Raw genomic sequence first — 15,586 nt, forward strand, 5'->3', positions numbered from 1 at the left:
ATGTGGTATTTTGCCTGGATTCTCGGCCTCGGCCTCGCCGTCGCCTTCGGGGTTCTCAATGGCGTCTGGCACGAGTTCCGCCTGTTCGACGAGGGCGACATGGGCCAGTCCGAGCCTGAGCCGGTGATCCCGGACGCGACGGACACCCCGCGGCCCTGACCGGCCCCGGGAGCCTGACGGAGGACGCACGCATGACGACGGACATCACCCCCATCCACGGCGGGGCCGTGGCGGCGATCGTGGCCCTGATGGATTCCCAGCGGTTGCTGACCCTGGGGGTCAACCGTCCCGACGGCTGGCCGCAGGTGACCACGGTCGGCTACGTCAACGACGGCCTCAACCTCTATATGAGCGTCGCCCGCGACAGTCAGAAACTGGCCAACATCCAGGCCGATCCGCGCGTCTCCATCGCCATTCGCAGCGAGGCGGACCGCGGTGACGCCGTTGGCCTGTCGCTGGCCGGTCGGGCCACCGAGGTGCGGGATCCCGACCTGATCGCGGGCATCAACCGTCTGGTCGCCGCCCGCTATCCTGATGTGAATGTCTACTGCCCCAGCGGCGAGTCGGTCGCCGTGATCCATGTCGCCCCGCTGATCATCGCCCCGGTCGCCGTGGCCGACGGCCGCAGCCGCCCGCAGACCTTCTCGATCGGCGAGGGGATCGGCGATGTGGCGGGTCCGGACGGGGTGTCGCGGCTGTTCTAGCCGTCAGCTCCCGCCCGGACGGCGATCACGGGTGGATCGCTATTTCTCGGCGTTGAGGCGCGCGACCAGGACGCCCAGCAGGGCGACGGCCGAGGCGACCAGGGCCGCAGTCGTCACCGGATGGGCGCGGACCTCGTCGACGACCTGTTTGCCGGCTGCGGTCGAGGTCTTGCGGGCTTCCCCGACCAGACGTTCGGTGGCCCGGCTCAGTGCTTCCGACGACCGGTGCAGGGCTTCATTGGCCTCCTTGCCGGTCTTCTGGGCGGCGGCCTTCAGATTGTCGGCCACCTCCGTGACGAGATCCTGGACGTCCTGGTTGAGCTTGTCGGCGGCGGATTGGGTCATGGTCGGTCTCCTCGGATGGGACCTCCAGTGAAGACCCGGCGTCTTTCCATCGGCGATGATCTGGATCAAAGCCTGACCGGGCCCGTCAGGTCAGTTTGACACAGTGGCGGTCCGGGCAGACGCTGTGGAACCGGGAGTGAATGTCGTGAGCTACAAACTCATCATGGCCCTCGCCGGCGGTGGCCCCGAAGACGCGGTGACCCTGGCCTTCGCCGCCGCCCTTGCCGTTCAGCACGATGCCGTTGCCCATGTCCTGCCGATCCACCCGGACGCCGCGCTCGACCTCGTGGCCCTGGGCCTGACCCTGGGGGCACCGCTGTCGCCGGAGGTGACCCAGGCCCTGTCCGAGGCCCAGCGTGACTGCCAGGCGCGGATCGACTCGGCCGCCCGTGCCGCCGCCGCCGATGTCGACCTTGTCTTCGGCGAGGGCGAGGGCGGACCGCGGATGGTGGTCCATCCGCACAGTGTGATGCCGGCCGAGGGCCTGGCGCGCGCCCTGGTGCTGGCCGATCTGGTGGTGGTCAGCCAGGACTATCTGGGCGGGCCCGGACGCGACGGCCGCGTCCTGGGCCAGGTCCTGCTGGACCAGCGCGCGCCGGTGCTGATCGCCCGCGGCAAGCCGGACCGGTTGTCCGGCCGCGTCGCCATCGCCTGGAACGGCAGTGTCGAGGCGGGGCGCGCCGTGCACGGGGCCCTGCCGTTGATCGCCATGGGCTCGGACCTGATCCTGCTGCAATCCCCCCGGGGCGCGGTCGCGCCGAACGGGGCCACCGGCATGACACCGCTCAATGACTGGCTGCGCCTGCACGGGGTCGGAACCGGCCGACCGGTTCCGGTCAGCGGCCCGTCGGCAGGTGAGGCCCTTATCAAGGGGACGCGCGATCATGACGTCGGCCTGCTGGTGGCCGGGGCCTGGGGCCATTCGCGGCTCAGGGAGGCGATTTTCGGCGGGGCGACCCGGGCCTTCCTCGACGACGTCGACGGCCCCAGCCTGCTGCTCGCCCACTGATGCCGGTTTCGCCCTTCTGGCCCGTCGACCCGTTGATCCTGCCGGCCTTCCTGCTGGCCATGGTGCTGATCGAACTCACCCCGGGACCCAATATGGGCTATCTCGCCCTGGTCTCGACGGCGCGGGGCCGGATGGCCGGCCTGCTCACCGTGGTCGGGATCACCATCGGGCTCAGCCTCTATCTGGCCGTGTCGATCTATGGCCTGACCCGGACGCCGCTGGGGTCACCCACGGTCCTGTGGGCCCTGAAATGGGCCGGGGTCGGCTATATGTTCTGGCTGGCGATCGAGGGGCTGTTGCCGCAGCGACCGGGCAGTGCGGCGGTGCCGATCATCCCCTTTGGGAGCGGCCGCCAGGTCCTGCGCGGAATCGTCGCCAATGTCCTCAATCCCAAGGCCGTCCTGTTCTATGTCGTGATCCTGCCCGGCTTCATCCATGCCGGTTTCGCCCCCGCCCGGGTGCAGATGATAATCCTGGGCGGGACCCACATCCTGATCAGCGTGGCCGTGCACCTCTCGATCGTCTTCGGGACCGACGGGGCCGCCGCACATCTGTCGGTTCCGGCCCGCAAGACCCTGCGCCGGGGCCTGGCGCTGGGCCTCGCCGCCGCCGCCGTCTGGGTGGCCCTCACCCCCGGTAGCCCTGCTGGAGCGTCCGTCCCATGAGCCTGTCCCTGACCTTCCATGGTGCCGCCGGTTGCGTGACCGGATTCTGCGCCCTGCTGCAGACCGATCACGGCCGCTTCCTGGTCGACTGCGGCCTGTTCCAGGGCCCCAAGACGCTGAAGGCCCTGAACCACGGCGACTTTCCGTTCGAGGCCCGCGACATCGACGGCGTCTTCCTGACCCATGCCCATATCGACCATTCCGGCCTGCTGCCGAAGCTGGTCCGGGCCGGCTATCGCGGCCCCATCTATGCCACCCGGCCGACCCGCGACCTGTGCGCGGTGATGCTCGAGGACGCCGCCGGTATCCAGGAGGGGGATGTCGCCCATCTGAACCGTCGCAACGAACGCCGCGGCCTGCCGCGGGTCGAACCCATCTATTCGACCGCCGATGTCGAGCCGACCCTGCGCCTGTTCGAGACGGTGAAATTCAGTGAGGAGGTCGAGGTCGTACCGGGGATCACGGCCCGCTACTGGCCCGCCGGACATCTGCTGGGGGCCGCCTCGGTTGAACTGGTCATCGAGGACGGGGGCAAGCCGGTGCGGCTGCTGTTCTCGGGCGATCTTGGTTCCGGTCACCAGCCCTTCCTGCCGGCCCCGGACGGGCCCGTCGGGGTCGACCATCTGGTGATGGAGGCCACCTATGGCGACCGGGAGCGCGTCGATCTTGACCTCGTCGAACGGCGCGCCGCCCTCGCCGAGGAGTTGCGTCTGGCCAGGGCCGCCGGCGGCCCGCTGCTGATGCCGACCTTTGCCGTTGGCCGGGCCCAGGACCTGATCCTCGACCTGCTGGCGGTGATGGAGGCGGAGCCCGAACTGGCCGGGGAAATCTATCTCGACTCGCCGCTGGCCATCGAGGCGACCGAGGTCTTCCTGCAGCGCGGCTGGAACATCGACGCCTCGGAGAATCCCTATCTGGTGCTGCGCCACGCGACGCGGCTGCACTATCTGCGGCGCTATCAGGAGAGCGACCGGCTGGACCGGCTGCGCGACTGGCATGTCATCCTCGCCGGTAGCGGCATGTGCGATGCGGGCCGGATCCGCAAACATCTGAAACGGCTGCTGTGGCGGCGCGAGACCACGCTGCTGATCACCGGTTTTCAGGCGGCCGGGACCCTGGGCCGGCTGTTGATGGCCTCGCCCAGCCAGGTGCGTATCCAGGGCGACGATATCCGCGTCCATGCCAGGATCCGCACCCTGGACGTCTATTCCGGCCATGCCGACGCCTCGGCCCTGGTGGCCTGGTTCCAGGCCCGCGGCCCGGTCACCGGCAAGGTCTTTCTGGCCCATGGCGAGCCGGATGCGGTGGCCGCCCTGTCCGGCCATCTGGTCGCGGCCGGGGGGGCGGCCGGGGTAGTGATCGCGCCCGAACTGGACCAGACCTTCGCCCTGACGCGGGAGACGGCGACCCTGGTCGAGGGGCGGGCGGCGCGGATGCTGCCCGGGGCGGCGACCCGACCGGACTGGTACAATGCCCGGGCCGACCTGCTCAGCACGATGAACGAATCCCTGCAGGCCCTGGCGGACGACGAACAGCGTCTGGCCGTGATCGCGGCGATGAAGGCGGCCCTGCTGACCGCGCCACCCGCCGCGACATCGGGAGACCGGGCCCATGACTGATCATCCGTCCAACGGGGCCCAGCAGGCCTCGCCCTCCTACCGGCTGCCGGCTCTGGATACGGACTTCCTGCTCAGTGACTCCATGCGGGGCGTGCGCTTCCAGCTGGAGTTCGCCAAGGCCGACCAGGCGCTGCGGGCCTGGGGCGTCCGCTCGACCATCGTGGTGTTCGGCAGTGCCCGGGTGCGCGAGGACGGACCTCCCGATCACGCCCGCTGGTATGCCGAGGCGCGCCGCTTCGGGGCTGTCGCCTCGCAACTCGGCGGGGCCATGCGCGACATCGGCCAGGTCCGGGACAACGTCATCGCCACCGGCGGCGGGCCCGGCATCATGGCGGCCGCCAACCGCGGCGCGTCCGAGGTCGGGGCCCCTTCGATCGGCTTCAACATCACCCTGCCGCATGAGCAGGAACCCAACGCCTGGTCGACGCCGGACCTGACCTTCCGCTTCCACTATTTCGCCATGCGCAAGATGCATCTGGCCATGCGCGCCAATGCCCTGGTGATCTTTCCCGGCGGTTTCGGCACCTTTGACGAACTGTTCGAGATCCTGACCCTGCGCCAGACCGAAAAGTCGCCGCCGATCCCGGTGGTCCTGGTCGACGAGGCGCACTGGCGGTCGGTCGTCGGCTTTGAGACCCTCGTCGCCAATGACCTGATTGCGGCTTCGGATCTCAACCTGTTTCGCTTCGCGGAAACCGCTGAAGAGACCTGGCAGGCGCTGCTGGACGGCGGGCTCAAGCCGCATCCGCCGTCCGACTACGCCCCGGTGCCCTGAGGCACCGGGAGGAGGCGTTTTCTAGAGGTTGAGCAGGGCCGGGTCGCCGCCCTGGGCCGCGATATTGACGCTGATCGCCTGTTCCGAGGCGTAGCGGATCAGGCTGTTGGGGCCGCCGGCCTTGGGTCCGGTGCCCGACAGGCCCTCGCCGCCGAACGGCTGGACCCCGACCACGGCCCCGGTGATGCTGCGGTTCACATAGACATTGCCCGCCGGCACCAGCCGGATCACATCCTCGGCGAAGGCCTCGATACGGCTGTGCACGCCCAGGGTCAGGCCGAAGCCGCGCCCGGCCAGCTTGCCGGCCACCGTCATCAGGTCGTCGGGGTCATAGCGATAGATGTGCAGGATCGGGCCGAACACCTCGGCCTCGAGGAAGTCGGGCGTCGGGATCTCGGCGATGGTCGGGGCGAAATAGTCGCCCGTGCCGTGACCGGTATTGGCGGTCCCGGCGATCTCGGCCCGGGCCAGGATCGTGGCCTCCTTTTCGAGACGGACCAGATGGGCCTCGAGGATGCCGCGCGACTCGGCGTCGATGACCGGGCCGATGTCGGTGGCCGGGTCGGCCGGATCGCCGACCACCAGGGTCGCCAGCGCGCCCTTCAGCCCCTCGATCAGACCCTTGGCCGAGTCCTTGGGCACATAGAGGATGCGCAGGGCCGAACAGCGCTGGCCGGCGCTGCCGAAGGCCGAGTTGATCACGTCGTCCAGCACCTGTTCGCGCAGGGCGGAGGTGTCGACGAACATGGCGTTCAGCCCGCCCGTCTCGGCGATGAAGGGGATGATGGCCCCGGGGCGGTTGGCCAGGGCGATGTTGATGGCCCGGGCCGTGTTGGTCCCGCCGGTGAAGGCGATGCCGTCGATGCCCGGATGGTTGACCAGGGCCGCGCCCACGGTCTCGCCGCGGCCGGGGACCAGGGCGATCAGCTCGGGCTGCAGCCCGGCCTTCAGGAACAGGCGCACGGCCTCGGCCGCGACCAGCGGCGTCTGTTCGGCGGGCTTGGCCAGAACAGCGTTGCCGGCGGCCAGGGCGGCGGCGATCTGGCCGGTGAAGATGGCCAGCGGGAAATTCCACGGGCTGATACAGGCGAACACGCCGCGGCCGTGCAACATCAGCTGGTTGGTCTCGCCGACCGGCCCGGTCAGGACCTCGGGTCCGGCGAACTGGGTCTCGGCCAGCATGGCGTAGTAGCGGCAGAAGTCGGCGGCCTCGCGCACCTCGGCGACGCCGTCGTTCAGTGTCTTGCCGGCCTCGCGTGCCAGCAGGGCGACGAACCGGTCCATGTCGGCCTCGAGGGCATCGGCCATGTTGCGCAGCACGACGGCCCGCGCCGCCCCGCCGGCCCGGTCCCAGACGATATGGGCGCGCGCGCCCAGTTCGATGGCCTGGTGAATCTCGGTGTCGGTGGCTTCGGACACATAGCCGAGCACGCTGTTGCGGTCCGACGGGCTGATCACATCGCTCGGGTTTTCACCGGCGCGCAGCACGCCGCTGATGATCGGGCCCGAGTTGAGTTTCTCGCGGTCGATCAGCTCCAGGGCCACGGCGTGGCGCTCGCGTTCCTCGACCTGGGAATAGTCGCGGCCGAGGGAGTTCAGACGATTTCCGTACATATGCTGGGGGACCGGAATTTTGGGGTGGGGACCGGGCTGGGCTTCCAGCACGGTGACGGGATCAAAGGCGACGGTGGTGGCGGGGACCCGCTCGTCGAGCAGGGCGTGAACGAAGGAGGAGTTGGCCCCGTTCTCGAGCAGGCGGCGCACCAGATAGGGCAGCAGCTCCTCATGCCCGCCGACGGGGGCATAGGCGCGGATCGACATCGCCTCGTCGTTCCAGATCGCCTCGGCGGCGTCGTACAGGGGCTCGCCCATGCCGTGCAGCCGCTGGAACTCGATCTTGACGTCGGCGGCCTTGGCCATCCGGTGGATGGCGGCCAGGGACACGGCGTTATGGGTGGCGAACTGGCCGTACAGGTGCGGCGCGGCGTCGATGATGGCGCGGGCGCAGACCAGATAGTTGACGTCGGTGGCCACCTTGGTGGTGAAGACCGGATAGTCGGGACGGCCGGCGACCTGGGCCCGTTTGATCTCGGTGTCCCAATAGGCCCCCTTGACCAGCCGGACCATCAGCCTGCGGCCCGACTGTTCGGCCAGGGCGGTGACCCGGGCGATGACCTCGGGGGCGCGCTTCTGATAGGCCTGAACCGCCAGGCCCAGCCCCTTCCACTCGCCCAGGTCGGGGTCGTTGGCCAGCCGGTCCAGCAGTTTCAGCGACAGGGCCAGCCGGTCGGCCTCCTCCGCGTCCATGCAGAAATTGATGTCGTATTTCGCCGCGATCAGGGCCAGCCGCTTCACCCGCGGGTACAGTTCGTCCCAGACCCGGGGTTCCTGGGTCGCCTCATAGCGCGGGCACAGGGCCGACAGCTTGACCGAGACCCCGTGGCCGGTCTGCGGCCCGCGCATGCCCTCGGTGTCGCGCCGCACCTGGCCGACGGCCTCGATGGCCTTGGCGTAGACGACCTCATAGCGGGCCGCGTCCTCACTGGTGCGGGCACCCTCGCCCAGCATGTCGAAACTGCACAGCCAGCCCTCGCGGGCCGAGCGCTTCAGCGCCCCCTTGATGGTGCGGCCGACGACGAACTGCTCGCCCATCATCCGCACCGCCGCGGCCACGGCCTGGCGGATCACCGGCTCGCCGATCCGGCCCGCGACCCGGCGCAGGAAGCTGGGCAGGTCGCGCTTGGCGTCCTCGTCGACCTCGACCAGCTTGCCGGTCAGCATCAGCCCCCAGGTCGAGGCATTGACGAACAGGCTCTCGGACTGGCCCAGATGTTTGGCCCAGTCGGCCGAACGGATCTTTTCCGAAATCAGCCGGTCGCGCGTCTCCTCGTCGGGGATCCGCAGCAGGGCCTCGGCCATACACATCAGGGCCAGACCCTCGCGGGTGCCCAGCGAAAACTCCTGCAGGAAGCTCTCGACCACGCCCTGGCGATGGTTGTCCTTGCGGGCCCGCTCGACCAGTTCGACCGCCTCGGCCGCCACAGTCTGGCGCTCGGCCGGCGTCAGAGGCACCTGGGCCAGCAGCTCGGTCACGACCTCATGCTCGTTGCGAAACTTGCCGCGATCAATCTCGTCCCAGTGGGCGAGGCTCGAGGGCGAAAACGCGGCAGCCGTCATGCAAACAGAATCCAGAATTTGGGGGCAGGGTGTCTGACCCTGCCGAATGTGAGGGTGCTAGTGAACCCGTATGGCGAAATTCGTTCGGATCGGGGTACCATCTTCCAGCGAGTGGGACAAAGGCGCTGCGGCTACGCAATGACCCGGAACCGAGCCTCCCCGCCAGACAGGAACCCTTTGTCGTGACCGATCCCGCCGCCGTCCCTGCCCGCCCGGAAGGCGAACCCGTCGGTCGCGTCATCGCCATGCCGGCCGACACCAATCCCGAGGGCGACATCTTCGGCGGCTGGCTGCTGGCCCATATGGATCTGTGCGGCGCGACCCCGGCCTTCGAGCGCGCCCAGGGCCGCTGTGCCACCATCGCCGTCGACGGCATGGTCTTCCTGCAGCCGGTCTCGGTCGGCGATGAGGTCAGTATCTATGCCCGGGTCATCCACACCGGCCGAACCTCGGTGCGGGTCAAGGTCGAGGCCTGGAAGCGGGCCCGGGGCCAGCATCTGGCCGAGTCGGTTCGGGTCACCGACGGTGTTTTCACCTATGTGGCCATCGGCGAGGATCGAAAACCGCGCCCCCTGCCGGCCGAGGACTGACGCGTCGGGATCCGCCTCGAGGCGTGAAATCTTGACCTTTGGCCCCGCGCGACCTACCTGCAGGGCATGGCCATCCGTCGCATCCTCGCCGTCGATAACGCTGCCGACACGGCAGTGCTCAAGCAGATTTCCGCCCCCGTGGCCGAGGTCGACTCCGACGTGCGCGCCCTGATGGATGACATGCTCGAGACCATGTACGCGGCACCGGGCATCGGCCTGGCCGCCGTTCAGGTGGGCGACGCCCGCCGTGTCATCGTCATGGATCTGGGCGACCGGGCTCATGCCGGCGAGACCGAGGCCCCCGAACCGGTTGAGGGCGAGGACGAGGATCTGTCGCGCCGCAATCCGCGCTTCTTCGTCAATCCCGAGATCCTCTGGGCCTCGGACGAGATCTACGCCTACGAAGAGGGCTGCCTGTCGGTGCCCGAATATTTCGACGAGGTCGAACGCCCCGGCAAGGTGCGGATCCGCTACCTCGACTATGACGGCAAGTCGGTCGAGGAAGAGGTCGAGGGTCTGTTCGCCGTCTGCATCCAGCACGAGATGGATCACCTCGAGGGCGTGCTGTTCATCGACCACCTGTCGCGCCTGAGACGCGAACGGGCCGTGGCCAAGGTCAAGAAACTGGCGCGGATGGCCGCCTGATGGCCCGTCGCGGCGGAAAATCCCGGATCATCGATCCCGCCGGTCGCCGACGTCTGACCCGGTCCGAGAAGGTCGGGATCGGCAGTGTCGTGACCCTGGTCGGGGTCGGTCTGCTGGGCCTGGCCGCCGGCCTGCTGCTGGACCGGATGCTCAATTTCGACTCTGCCCTCGACGTCGGTGGCGAGTGGGACGAGGGCGGCGGCGTCGACACACGCTGGCAGTAGGCCGCAACCCCGGCTAAAGGCGGGTCATGCGCCTCGCCTTCATGGGTACCCCCGAATTCGCCGTGCCGTCCCTGGCCGAGATCATTGCCTCCGGCCATGAGGTCGTGGGCGTCTGGTCCCAGCCGCCCCGTCCGCGGGGGCGCGGCCAGAAATTGACCCCGTCCCCGGTCCAGGCCTTCGCCGAGGTCATGGGCCTGCCGGTGTTCACGCCGGAGTCGATGAAATCGCCCGAGGCCATCGCCGAATTCCAGGCCCTGGGCCTCGATGCCGCCTGCGTCGTCGCCTATGGCCAGATTCTCAAGCCCGCGGTGCTCGAGGCCCCGCGGCTGGGCTGTTTCAACCTGCATGGCTCCCTGCTGCCGCGCTGGCGCGGGGCCGCCCCGATCCAGCGCGCCATCATGGCCGGCGACGCGGAGACCGGCGTCCAGATCATGCGTATGTCCGAGGGGCTGGACGAGGGCGACGTCCTGCTGTCCGAGACCCTGGCCATCCGGCCCGACGACACCGCCGCCACCCTGTCCGAGCGCATGGCCACGGTCGGGGCGGGGCTGTGGCCGCGCGCCCTGGGGGCCATCGAACGCGGCGGCGTCACCACGCCGCAGGTCGGCGAGCCCACCTATGCGAAGAAGATCACCCCGGCCGAGGCGCGGATCGACTGGTCGCGGCCGGCCGCCGCGGTCGACGCCCATATCCGCGGCCTGTCCCCCTTTCCCGGGGCCTGGTTCCTCGCTCCCGGCCCCGACGGCCCGGTGCGGGTCAAGGTGCTGATGTCGGCCCCGTCTGCGGGCACGGGTGAACCCGGCACCGTGCTCGATGACGGCCTCAGCGTCGCCTGCGCCGACGGCGCGGTCCGGCTGTTGCGGGTGCAGCGCGAGGGCAGGGCCGCCCAGGCCCCCGACGAATTCCTGCGCGGCTTCGCCCTGCCGGCCGGCAGTGTGTTGTCGCCCTCGGACAGCGAGCCGCAGCGCGGCGAGCGATAGGGTAACCAGAATGCCCCGCTACCGGCTGACCATCGAATATGACGGCCGCGCCTATCACGGCTTCCAGGCCCAGGACGGCCTGCCGACAGTCCAGGGGGCGATCGAGACGGCGGTCACCGCCTTCTGCGGCCAGACGGTTCGGCTCGTCGCGGCGGGGCGCACCGACACCGGCGTCCACGCCACCGGCCAGGTCATCCATATCGACCTCGACAAGGCCTGGCCCGCGCGGACGGTGATGAATGCCCTCAACGCCCATCTGATGAGCGAGGCCGTGGCCATGCTGGACTGCGTGGTGGTTGACGACGACTGGCACGCGCGCTTCTCGGCCACCGGCCGCCGCTACCTGTTTCGCCTGCTGAACCGCCCGGCCCCGCCGGCGCTGGACGCGGGCCGGGTCTGGCATGTGAAGAAGCCGCTGGATGCCGACCGGATGCAGGCGGCGGCCCTGACCCTGGTCGGGCGGCACGACTTCACCACCTTCCGCGACATCAACTGTCAGGCCAGGTCGCCGCTGCGCACCCTCGACCTCGCCCGGGTGACCCGGGTCGAGGATGAGATCCATCTGGAGTTCGCGGCCCGCAGCTTCCTGCACAGCCAGGTGCGCTCGATGACCGGGACCCTGGTCCAGGTCGGGCTAGGGCGCTGGAGCGTTGAGGATGTCGCCGCCGCCCTGGCCGCCCGTGACCGGGCCGCCTGCGGTCCCGTAGCCCCGCCCGACGGTCTGTATCTGACCGGGGTCGCCTATGATCCACTGCCTCCGGCCCCGCCCGCATAGCCAGAACCGGGGTCGATCTGCTAGCAGCGAGCCATGACCCAAGCGCCCAACACCGCCGCCCGCCGTCTGGTCGAGACTCTCGTGATGAACGGGATCGACCGCGTCTTCTGTGTGCCCGGCGAAAGCTATCTGGCCGTGCTGGATGCTCTCGTCGATGTCCGCGACAGGATTCAGGTCATCGCCTGTCGCCACGAGGCCGGGGCCGCCAACATGGCCGAGGCCTGGGGCAAGCTGACCGGCAAGCCCGGCGTCTGCATGGTCACCCGCGGACCCGGCGCGACCCATGCCGCGATCGGCGTCCACACCGCCCATCAGGACTCGACCCCGATGATCCTGTTCGTCGGTCAGGTGGCCCTGTCTGATCGCGGGCGCGGGGCCTTCCAGGAGGTCGACTATCGCGAGGTGTTCGGCGGCCTGGCCAAATGGGCCACCGAGATCGAGAGTCCGCAACGCACGGTCGAGATCGTCGAACGCGCCTTTGCCACCGCCCTGCAGGGCCGGATGGGACCGGTGGTCATCGCCCTGCCCGAGGACCTGCTGCATGCGGACGGCGGCCCGGCCCCGATCCGCCCGGTGGTCCCGGCCCGCGCCGGGCTCGACCCCGTCTTCGCCGAACAGGTCCGCGCCCGCCTCGCCGCTGCCGAACGACCGCTGCTGGTGCTGGGCGGATCGGGCTGGAGCGACGCCGCCACCGACGCCATCGGCGACTGGGCCGAGCGGCTGGGCCTGCCCGTCGCCCTGTCGTTCCGGCGCAAGGACCTGATCTCCAACGACCGTCCCAACTATGCCGGCGACCTCGGCCTCGGCTGCAATCCGGCCCTGACCGCCCGGGCCAGGGCCGCCGACCTGATCCTGGCCATCGGCGCGCGGCTGGGCGAGAATCCGACCCAGGGCTACACCCTGTTCACCCGCGAACAGACCGCCGAACGGCTGATCCACATCCATCCCGGGGCCGAGGAACTGGGCCGGGTCTGGACCCCGTCGCTCAGCGCCACCGCCGACAACTCCCTGGCGGCCCTGGCCCTGTCACAGATCGATCCGGGCCGGACCTGGAGCGATCAGGCCACCCAGGCCCACGCCGACTATGAGACCTTCTCGACCCCGGTCACCGTCACCGGTGCGGTCAATATGTCCGAATGCATGACCCATCTGCGGTCGGTCCTGCCGGACGACGCCATCCTGACCAATGGGGCCGGTAATTTCGCCGCCTGGCTGCACCGCTTCCACCGCCACCGGGCGCGCCGCACCCAGCTGGCCCCGACCTCGGGGGCCATGGGCTACGGCTTTCCCGCCGCGGTCGCCGCCAAGAGCGCCCACCCGGATCGCGACGTGATCTGCATCGCCGGCGACGGCGACTACATGATGACAGGCCAGGAGCTGGCCACGGCGGCCCAGTACGGCATCAATGTCGTCACCGTGATCGTCGACAACGGCACCTACGGCACCATCCGCATGCACCAGGAAGGCCACTATCCGGGGGCCGAACGGGTCATCGCCACCGACCTGAAGAACCCCGACTTCGTCAAATATGCCGAAGCCTTCGGAGCCTTCGGCATCCGCTGCGAGGCCTCCGCCGACTTCCCCGCCGCCCTGGCGGCGGCGCGGAACGCTGGCCGTCCGGCGATCGTTCATCTGGTGACCTCGGCCGAGGACATCGCACCGGGTCGGACCATCACGGACCTCAGGCGCTGACCGGAGCCGCCATGCGCCGTTCGCCCGCCGCCCTGATCGCCCTGCTGCTGGCCGGCTGCGCCGCCACCGCCCCGATGCCGGATCCGGCCGGACCGGTGGTGGGCAGCGGCGACGACTGTGCCGTCATCGCCGCCGTCGCCCGCGAACACTATGGGTTCAACAGCACCGACACCCTGCCGCCGCCGCTGTGGCTGGACGACGAGGGTCGCGCCTGGGCCCCGCGCTGCGACTGGGCCCGCTATGGTCTCAGCTTCCCGGAAATCCACGACCCCGCCCGGACCCCGCCCTCCGGCCAGCCGCTGCGCTGGGTCCAGTTCAAACAGCCCCGCTATGACGGTCAGGGCGCGCTGGTCGACAGCGCCATCATGCACGGCCCGCTGGCCGGCAACGGTATCCAGTGCCGGGTTCGCTCCGGTTTTGCCGGCTGGACCGTCAGCGACTGCCGCATCACCTGGGTCAACTAGACCCGGTTGGGGGTTGCGCCGGCCGGGCCCAGCACAGAAGGTCGCCCCCTGTTTTACCGGGGGGCCCATGCGCCGCATTCTGATTTCATCCGTCTCCGTCCTGTTGCTGACGGCCTGTGCCGGTATCGCCGCGCCCGTGGCCCCGGCGGGTACCCTGACCGCGGCGGTTCCGGCGCAGAGCGAGGACGCCCGGCTGGACGCCTTCTTCGATGCGGCCTTCATGGAACGGGTCGCGCTCAGCCCGCAGGGCATGACCTCGCTGGGTATCAAGACTGACTATGACCGGTTGAACGACTACACGCCCGCCGCCGACGCCCGGTCACTGGCCCTGGCCGAGGCGCAGCTGGCGCGGATGAAGGCGGAGTTCCGGTTCGAGGCCCTCAGCCCCCGCAGCCAGCTGTCGTGGCAGCTGTTCGAGGAGGGCGTTGAACGTCAGCTGGCTGGCGCGCGCTGGCGCGACCACGACTATATTTTCGCCGCCAACGGCAATCCGGCGACCAGCCTGCCGGTGTTCATGATCAACAGCCACCGCATCGACAGCCCGGATGACGCCCGTGCCTATGTCGCGCGTCTGGTCGAGGTAGAACGGGTGCTGGGCGAGATCTCGGCCGATGTGGAGCGCCGCGCCGCCGCCGGTTTCGTGTCGCCGGCCTTCGTGTTTCCGATCACCCTGACCGACACCCGAAATGTCATCTCCGGGGCTCCGTTCGACGGCGGTCCCGACAATCCGGTCTGGGCTGATTTCCAGAAGAAGGTCGCCGCCCTCGACACCAGCGACACGGAAAAGGCCGCGCTGCTGGCCGCCGGGCGCGATGCCCTGACGGGCCCGTTCAGGCGCGGCTATGACGGAATTCTGGCCACGATCGAACGGGTCCAGCCGCTGGCCACCTCCAACGATGGGGTGTGGCGGCTGCCCGACGGCGACGCCTACTATGCCGAACGGGTGCGGCAATCCACGACCACCGACCTGACCCCGGATCAGATCCACCAGATCGGCCTGTCCGAGGTGGCGCGTATCCAGGCCGAGATGGAGACCATCAAGGCCCGCGTCGGCTTCACCGGCTCGCTGCAGGACTTCTTCGCCTACATCAAGGGCGATCCACGCTTCCAGTATCCGAACACCGCCGAGGGCCGGGAAGCCTATCTGGTCGACGCCCGCGCTGCTGTCGGCGACGCCATGCGGGTCGCGCCGCAGTGGTTCCACACCCTGCCGCGTGCCGCCCTCGAGGTGCGCGCCGTTGAGGCCTGGCGTCAGGAGACGGCCTCGGTCGCCTTCTACAACCGGCCGGCACCGGACGGGTCGCGGCCCGGCATCTACTACGTCAACCTGGCGGACATGACCCAGGTGCTGAAGCCCCAGGTCGAGGCCATCAGCTATCACGAGGGCGCGCCCGGTCACCATTTCCAGATCGCCTATGCCCAGGAGATCGAGGGCCTGCCGCGCTTCCGTCGCTTCGGCGGCTACGGGGCCTTTTCCGAGGGCTGGGGTCTGTATTCCGAACTGCTGGGCAAGGAGATGGGCTTCTACCAGGACCCCTATGCCGATTTCGGCCGCCTCTCGCTGGAGATCTGGCGCGCGGCGCGTCTGGTCACCGATACCGGCCTGCATGCCAAACACTGGAGCCGTGAACAGGCGATCGCCTATTTCCAGCAGAATACGCTCGTATCCGAACGCGACATCGTCAAGGAGGTCGAGCGCTACATCACCAACCCCGGCCAGGCGACCAGCTACAAGATCGGCCAGCTGAAGATCCTCGAGCTGCGCGCCCGCGCCCGCCAGGCCCTGGGGGACCGGTTCGACATCCGGGATTTCCACGCCGTTGTGCTGGGCGGCGGTGCCGTGCCGCTGGACGTGCTCGAAACCCGGGTCGACGGCTGGATCGCGGCCGGTGGCGGCCGCCCGGCAGGCTGAAGCCTCTCGC

16 protein-coding genes are annotated in these 15,586 nt (G+C 69.4%); 14 read left to right on the forward strand and 2 right to left on the reverse strand.

The features are described from left to right. Together cydX and PSV00_RS08530 are read left to right on the forward strand one after the other, a co-directional pair. Positions 1 to 159, forward strand: coding sequence for a cytochrome bd-I oxidase subunit CydX (gene cydX / locus PSV00_RS08525; protein ID WP_300446097.1), 159 nt, complete (start codon positions 1 to 3; stop codon positions 157 to 159). Positions 160 to 191: 32 nt separating this feature from the next. After that, positions 192 to 704 carry a pyridoxamine 5'-phosphate oxidase family protein gene (locus tag PSV00_RS08530; RefSeq protein ID WP_300446098.1) on the forward strand — a complete coding sequence of 171 codons (513 nt, stop codon included), beginning with the start codon at positions 192 to 194 and terminating at the stop codon, positions 702 to 704. Positions 705 to 743: 39 nt separating this feature from the next. Here PSV00_RS08530 and PSV00_RS08535 read toward each other — a convergent pair whose 3' ends face one another. Beyond that, positions 744 to 1,049 (reverse strand): hypothetical protein, encoded by a 306-nt coding sequence (locus PSV00_RS08535; RefSeq protein WP_300446099.1) that lies wholly within the window; start codon positions 1,047 to 1,049, stop codon positions 744 to 746. A gap of 145 nt (positions 1,050 to 1,194) precedes the next feature. On the opposite strand from PSV00_RS08535, the gene PSV00_RS08540 reads away from it, so the two are divergent. From PSV00_RS08540 to PSV00_RS08555, 4 genes are read left to right on the forward strand one after another with little or no spacing between them, the layout of a single operon-like run. Then, positions 1,195 to 2,058: a universal stress protein gene (locus PSV00_RS08540; protein ID WP_300446100.1), complete on the forward strand. Its 864-nt coding sequence runs from the start codon at positions 1,195 to 1,197 to the stop codon at positions 2,056 to 2,058. Continuing rightward, positions 2,058 to 2,723: a LysE family translocator gene (locus PSV00_RS08545; RefSeq protein WP_300446101.1), complete on the forward strand. Its 666-nt coding sequence runs from the start codon at positions 2,058 to 2,060 to the stop codon at positions 2,721 to 2,723. The genes PSV00_RS08540 and PSV00_RS08545 overlap by 1 nt, the downstream gene beginning before the upstream one ends. After that, entirely contained in the window at positions 2,720 to 4,342 is a 1,623-nt protein-coding gene (locus tag PSV00_RS08550; RefSeq protein WP_300446102.1) for an MBL fold metallo-hydrolase, read from the forward strand. Before PSV00_RS08545 ends, PSV00_RS08550 begins: the two co-directional genes overlap by 4 nt. Next, the gene (locus PSV00_RS08555; protein ID WP_300446103.1) at positions 4,335 to 5,117 is read left to right on the forward strand and encodes an LOG family protein; all 783 of its coding nucleotides are present in this window, start codon (positions 4,335 to 4,337) and stop codon (positions 5,115 to 5,117) included. Before PSV00_RS08550 ends, PSV00_RS08555 begins: the two co-directional genes overlap by 8 nt. Positions 5,118 to 5,138: 21 nt before the next feature. Here PSV00_RS08555 and putA read toward each other — a convergent pair whose 3' ends face one another. Next, a complete protein-coding gene (gene putA / locus PSV00_RS08560) occupies positions 5,139 to 8,294 on the reverse strand; it encodes a bifunctional proline dehydrogenase/L-glutamate gamma-semialdehyde dehydrogenase PutA (protein WP_300446105.1) in 3,156 nt (1,051 codons plus the stop codon). Positions 8,295 to 8,539: 245 nt separating this feature from the next. On the opposite strand from putA, the gene PSV00_RS08565 reads away from it, so the two are divergent. The 8 genes from PSV00_RS08565 (at position 8,540) to PSV00_RS08600 (ending at position 15,576) form a co-directional block, all read left to right on the forward strand. Then, positions 8,540 to 8,884 carry an acyl-CoA thioesterase gene (locus PSV00_RS08565; RefSeq protein WP_300446210.1) on the forward strand — a complete coding sequence of 115 codons (345 nt, stop codon included), beginning with the start codon at positions 8,540 to 8,542 and terminating at the stop codon, positions 8,882 to 8,884. A gap of 66 nt (positions 8,885 to 8,950) precedes the next feature. After that, positions 8,951 to 9,529 carry a peptide deformylase gene (def, locus tag PSV00_RS08570; RefSeq protein WP_300446107.1) on the forward strand — a complete coding sequence of 193 codons (579 nt, stop codon included), beginning with the start codon at positions 8,951 to 8,953 and terminating at the stop codon, positions 9,527 to 9,529. Next, positions 9,529 to 9,753 carry a hypothetical protein gene (locus tag PSV00_RS08575; protein ID WP_300446108.1) on the forward strand — a complete coding sequence of 75 codons (225 nt, stop codon included), beginning with the start codon at positions 9,529 to 9,531 and terminating at the stop codon, positions 9,751 to 9,753. The genes def and PSV00_RS08575 overlap by 1 nt, the downstream gene beginning before the upstream one ends. Positions 9,754 to 9,779: 26 nt before the next feature. After that, entirely contained in the window at positions 9,780 to 10,733 is a 954-nt protein-coding gene (gene fmt / locus PSV00_RS08580) for a methionyl-tRNA formyltransferase (protein WP_300446109.1), read from the forward strand. Between the two features lie 10 nt (positions 10,734 to 10,743). Next, complete coding sequence (truA, locus tag PSV00_RS08585) at positions 10,744 to 11,508, forward strand: tRNA pseudouridine(38-40) synthase TruA (RefSeq protein ID WP_300446110.1); 765 nt, start codon at positions 10,744 to 10,746, stop codon at positions 11,506 to 11,508. 33 nt (positions 11,509 to 11,541) lie between these two features. Continuing rightward, positions 11,542 to 13,200 carry a thiamine pyrophosphate-binding protein gene (locus PSV00_RS08590; protein WP_300446111.1) on the forward strand — a complete coding sequence of 553 codons (1,659 nt, stop codon included), beginning with the start codon at positions 11,542 to 11,544 and terminating at the stop codon, positions 13,198 to 13,200. An 11-nt stretch (positions 13,201 to 13,211) separates the two neighbouring features. Further along, positions 13,212 to 13,664 (forward strand): hypothetical protein, encoded by a 453-nt coding sequence (locus PSV00_RS08595; RefSeq protein ID WP_300446112.1) that lies wholly within the window; start codon positions 13,212 to 13,214, stop codon positions 13,662 to 13,664. Between the two features lie 67 nt (positions 13,665 to 13,731). Beyond that, positions 13,732 to 15,576, forward strand: coding sequence for a DUF885 domain-containing protein (locus PSV00_RS08600; RefSeq protein WP_300446113.1), 1,845 nt, complete (start codon positions 13,732 to 13,734; stop codon positions 15,574 to 15,576). The last annotated feature ends 10 nt before the right edge of the window (positions 15,577 to 15,586 follow it).

This window comes from Brevundimonas sp. (genome assembly GCF_029945885.1).
Taxonomy (GTDB): Bacteria; Pseudomonadota; Alphaproteobacteria; order Caulobacterales; family Caulobacteraceae; genus Brevundimonas.

What these genes read in the sequence shown, in the direction of transcription:
- cydX (WP_300446097.1), top strand. Translation starts at nt 1, where the DNA reads ATGTGGTATTTTGCCTGGATTCTCGGCCTCGGCCTCGCCGTCGCCTTC.
- truA (WP_300446110.1), top strand. Translation starts at nt 10,744, where the DNA reads ATGCCCCGCTACCGGCTGACCATCGAATATGACGGCCGCGCCTATCAC.
- def (WP_300446107.1), top strand. Translation starts at nt 8,951, where the DNA reads ATGGCCATCCGTCGCATCCTCGCCGTCGATAACGCTGCCGACACGGCA.
- PSV00_RS08555 (WP_300446103.1), top strand. Translation starts at nt 4,335, where the DNA reads ATGACTGATCATCCGTCCAACGGGGCCCAGCAGGCCTCGCCCTCCTAC.
- PSV00_RS08530 (WP_300446098.1), top strand. Translation starts at nt 192, where the DNA reads ATGACGACGGACATCACCCCCATCCACGGCGGGGCCGTGGCGGCGATC.
- PSV00_RS08550 (WP_300446102.1), top strand. Translation starts at nt 2,720, where the DNA reads ATGAGCCTGTCCCTGACCTTCCATGGTGCCGCCGGTTGCGTGACCGGA.
- putA (WP_300446105.1), bottom strand. Translation starts at nt 8,294, where the DNA reads ATGACGGCTGCCGCGTTTTCGCCCTCGAGCCTCGCCCACTGGGACGAG.
- PSV00_RS08590 (WP_300446111.1), top strand. Translation starts at nt 11,542, where the DNA reads ATGACCCAAGCGCCCAACACCGCCGCCCGCCGTCTGGTCGAGACTCTC.
- PSV00_RS08545 (WP_300446101.1), top strand. Translation starts at nt 2,058, where the DNA reads ATGCCGGTTTCGCCCTTCTGGCCCGTCGACCCGTTGATCCTGCCGGCC.
- PSV00_RS08535 (WP_300446099.1), bottom strand. Translation starts at nt 1,049, where the DNA reads ATGACCCAATCCGCCGCCGACAAGCTCAACCAGGACGTCCAGGATCTC.
- PSV00_RS08595 (WP_300446112.1), top strand. Translation starts at nt 13,212, where the DNA reads ATGCGCCGTTCGCCCGCCGCCCTGATCGCCCTGCTGCTGGCCGGCTGC.
- PSV00_RS08565 (WP_300446210.1), top strand. Translation starts at nt 8,540, where the DNA reads ATGCCGGCCGACACCAATCCCGAGGGCGACATCTTCGGCGGCTGGCTG.
- fmt (WP_300446109.1), top strand. Translation starts at nt 9,780, where the DNA reads ATGCGCCTCGCCTTCATGGGTACCCCCGAATTCGCCGTGCCGTCCCTG.
- PSV00_RS08575 (WP_300446108.1), top strand. Translation starts at nt 9,529, where the DNA reads ATGGCCCGTCGCGGCGGAAAATCCCGGATCATCGATCCCGCCGGTCGC.
- PSV00_RS08600 (WP_300446113.1), top strand. Translation starts at nt 13,732, where the DNA reads ATGCGCCGCATTCTGATTTCATCCGTCTCCGTCCTGTTGCTGACGGCC.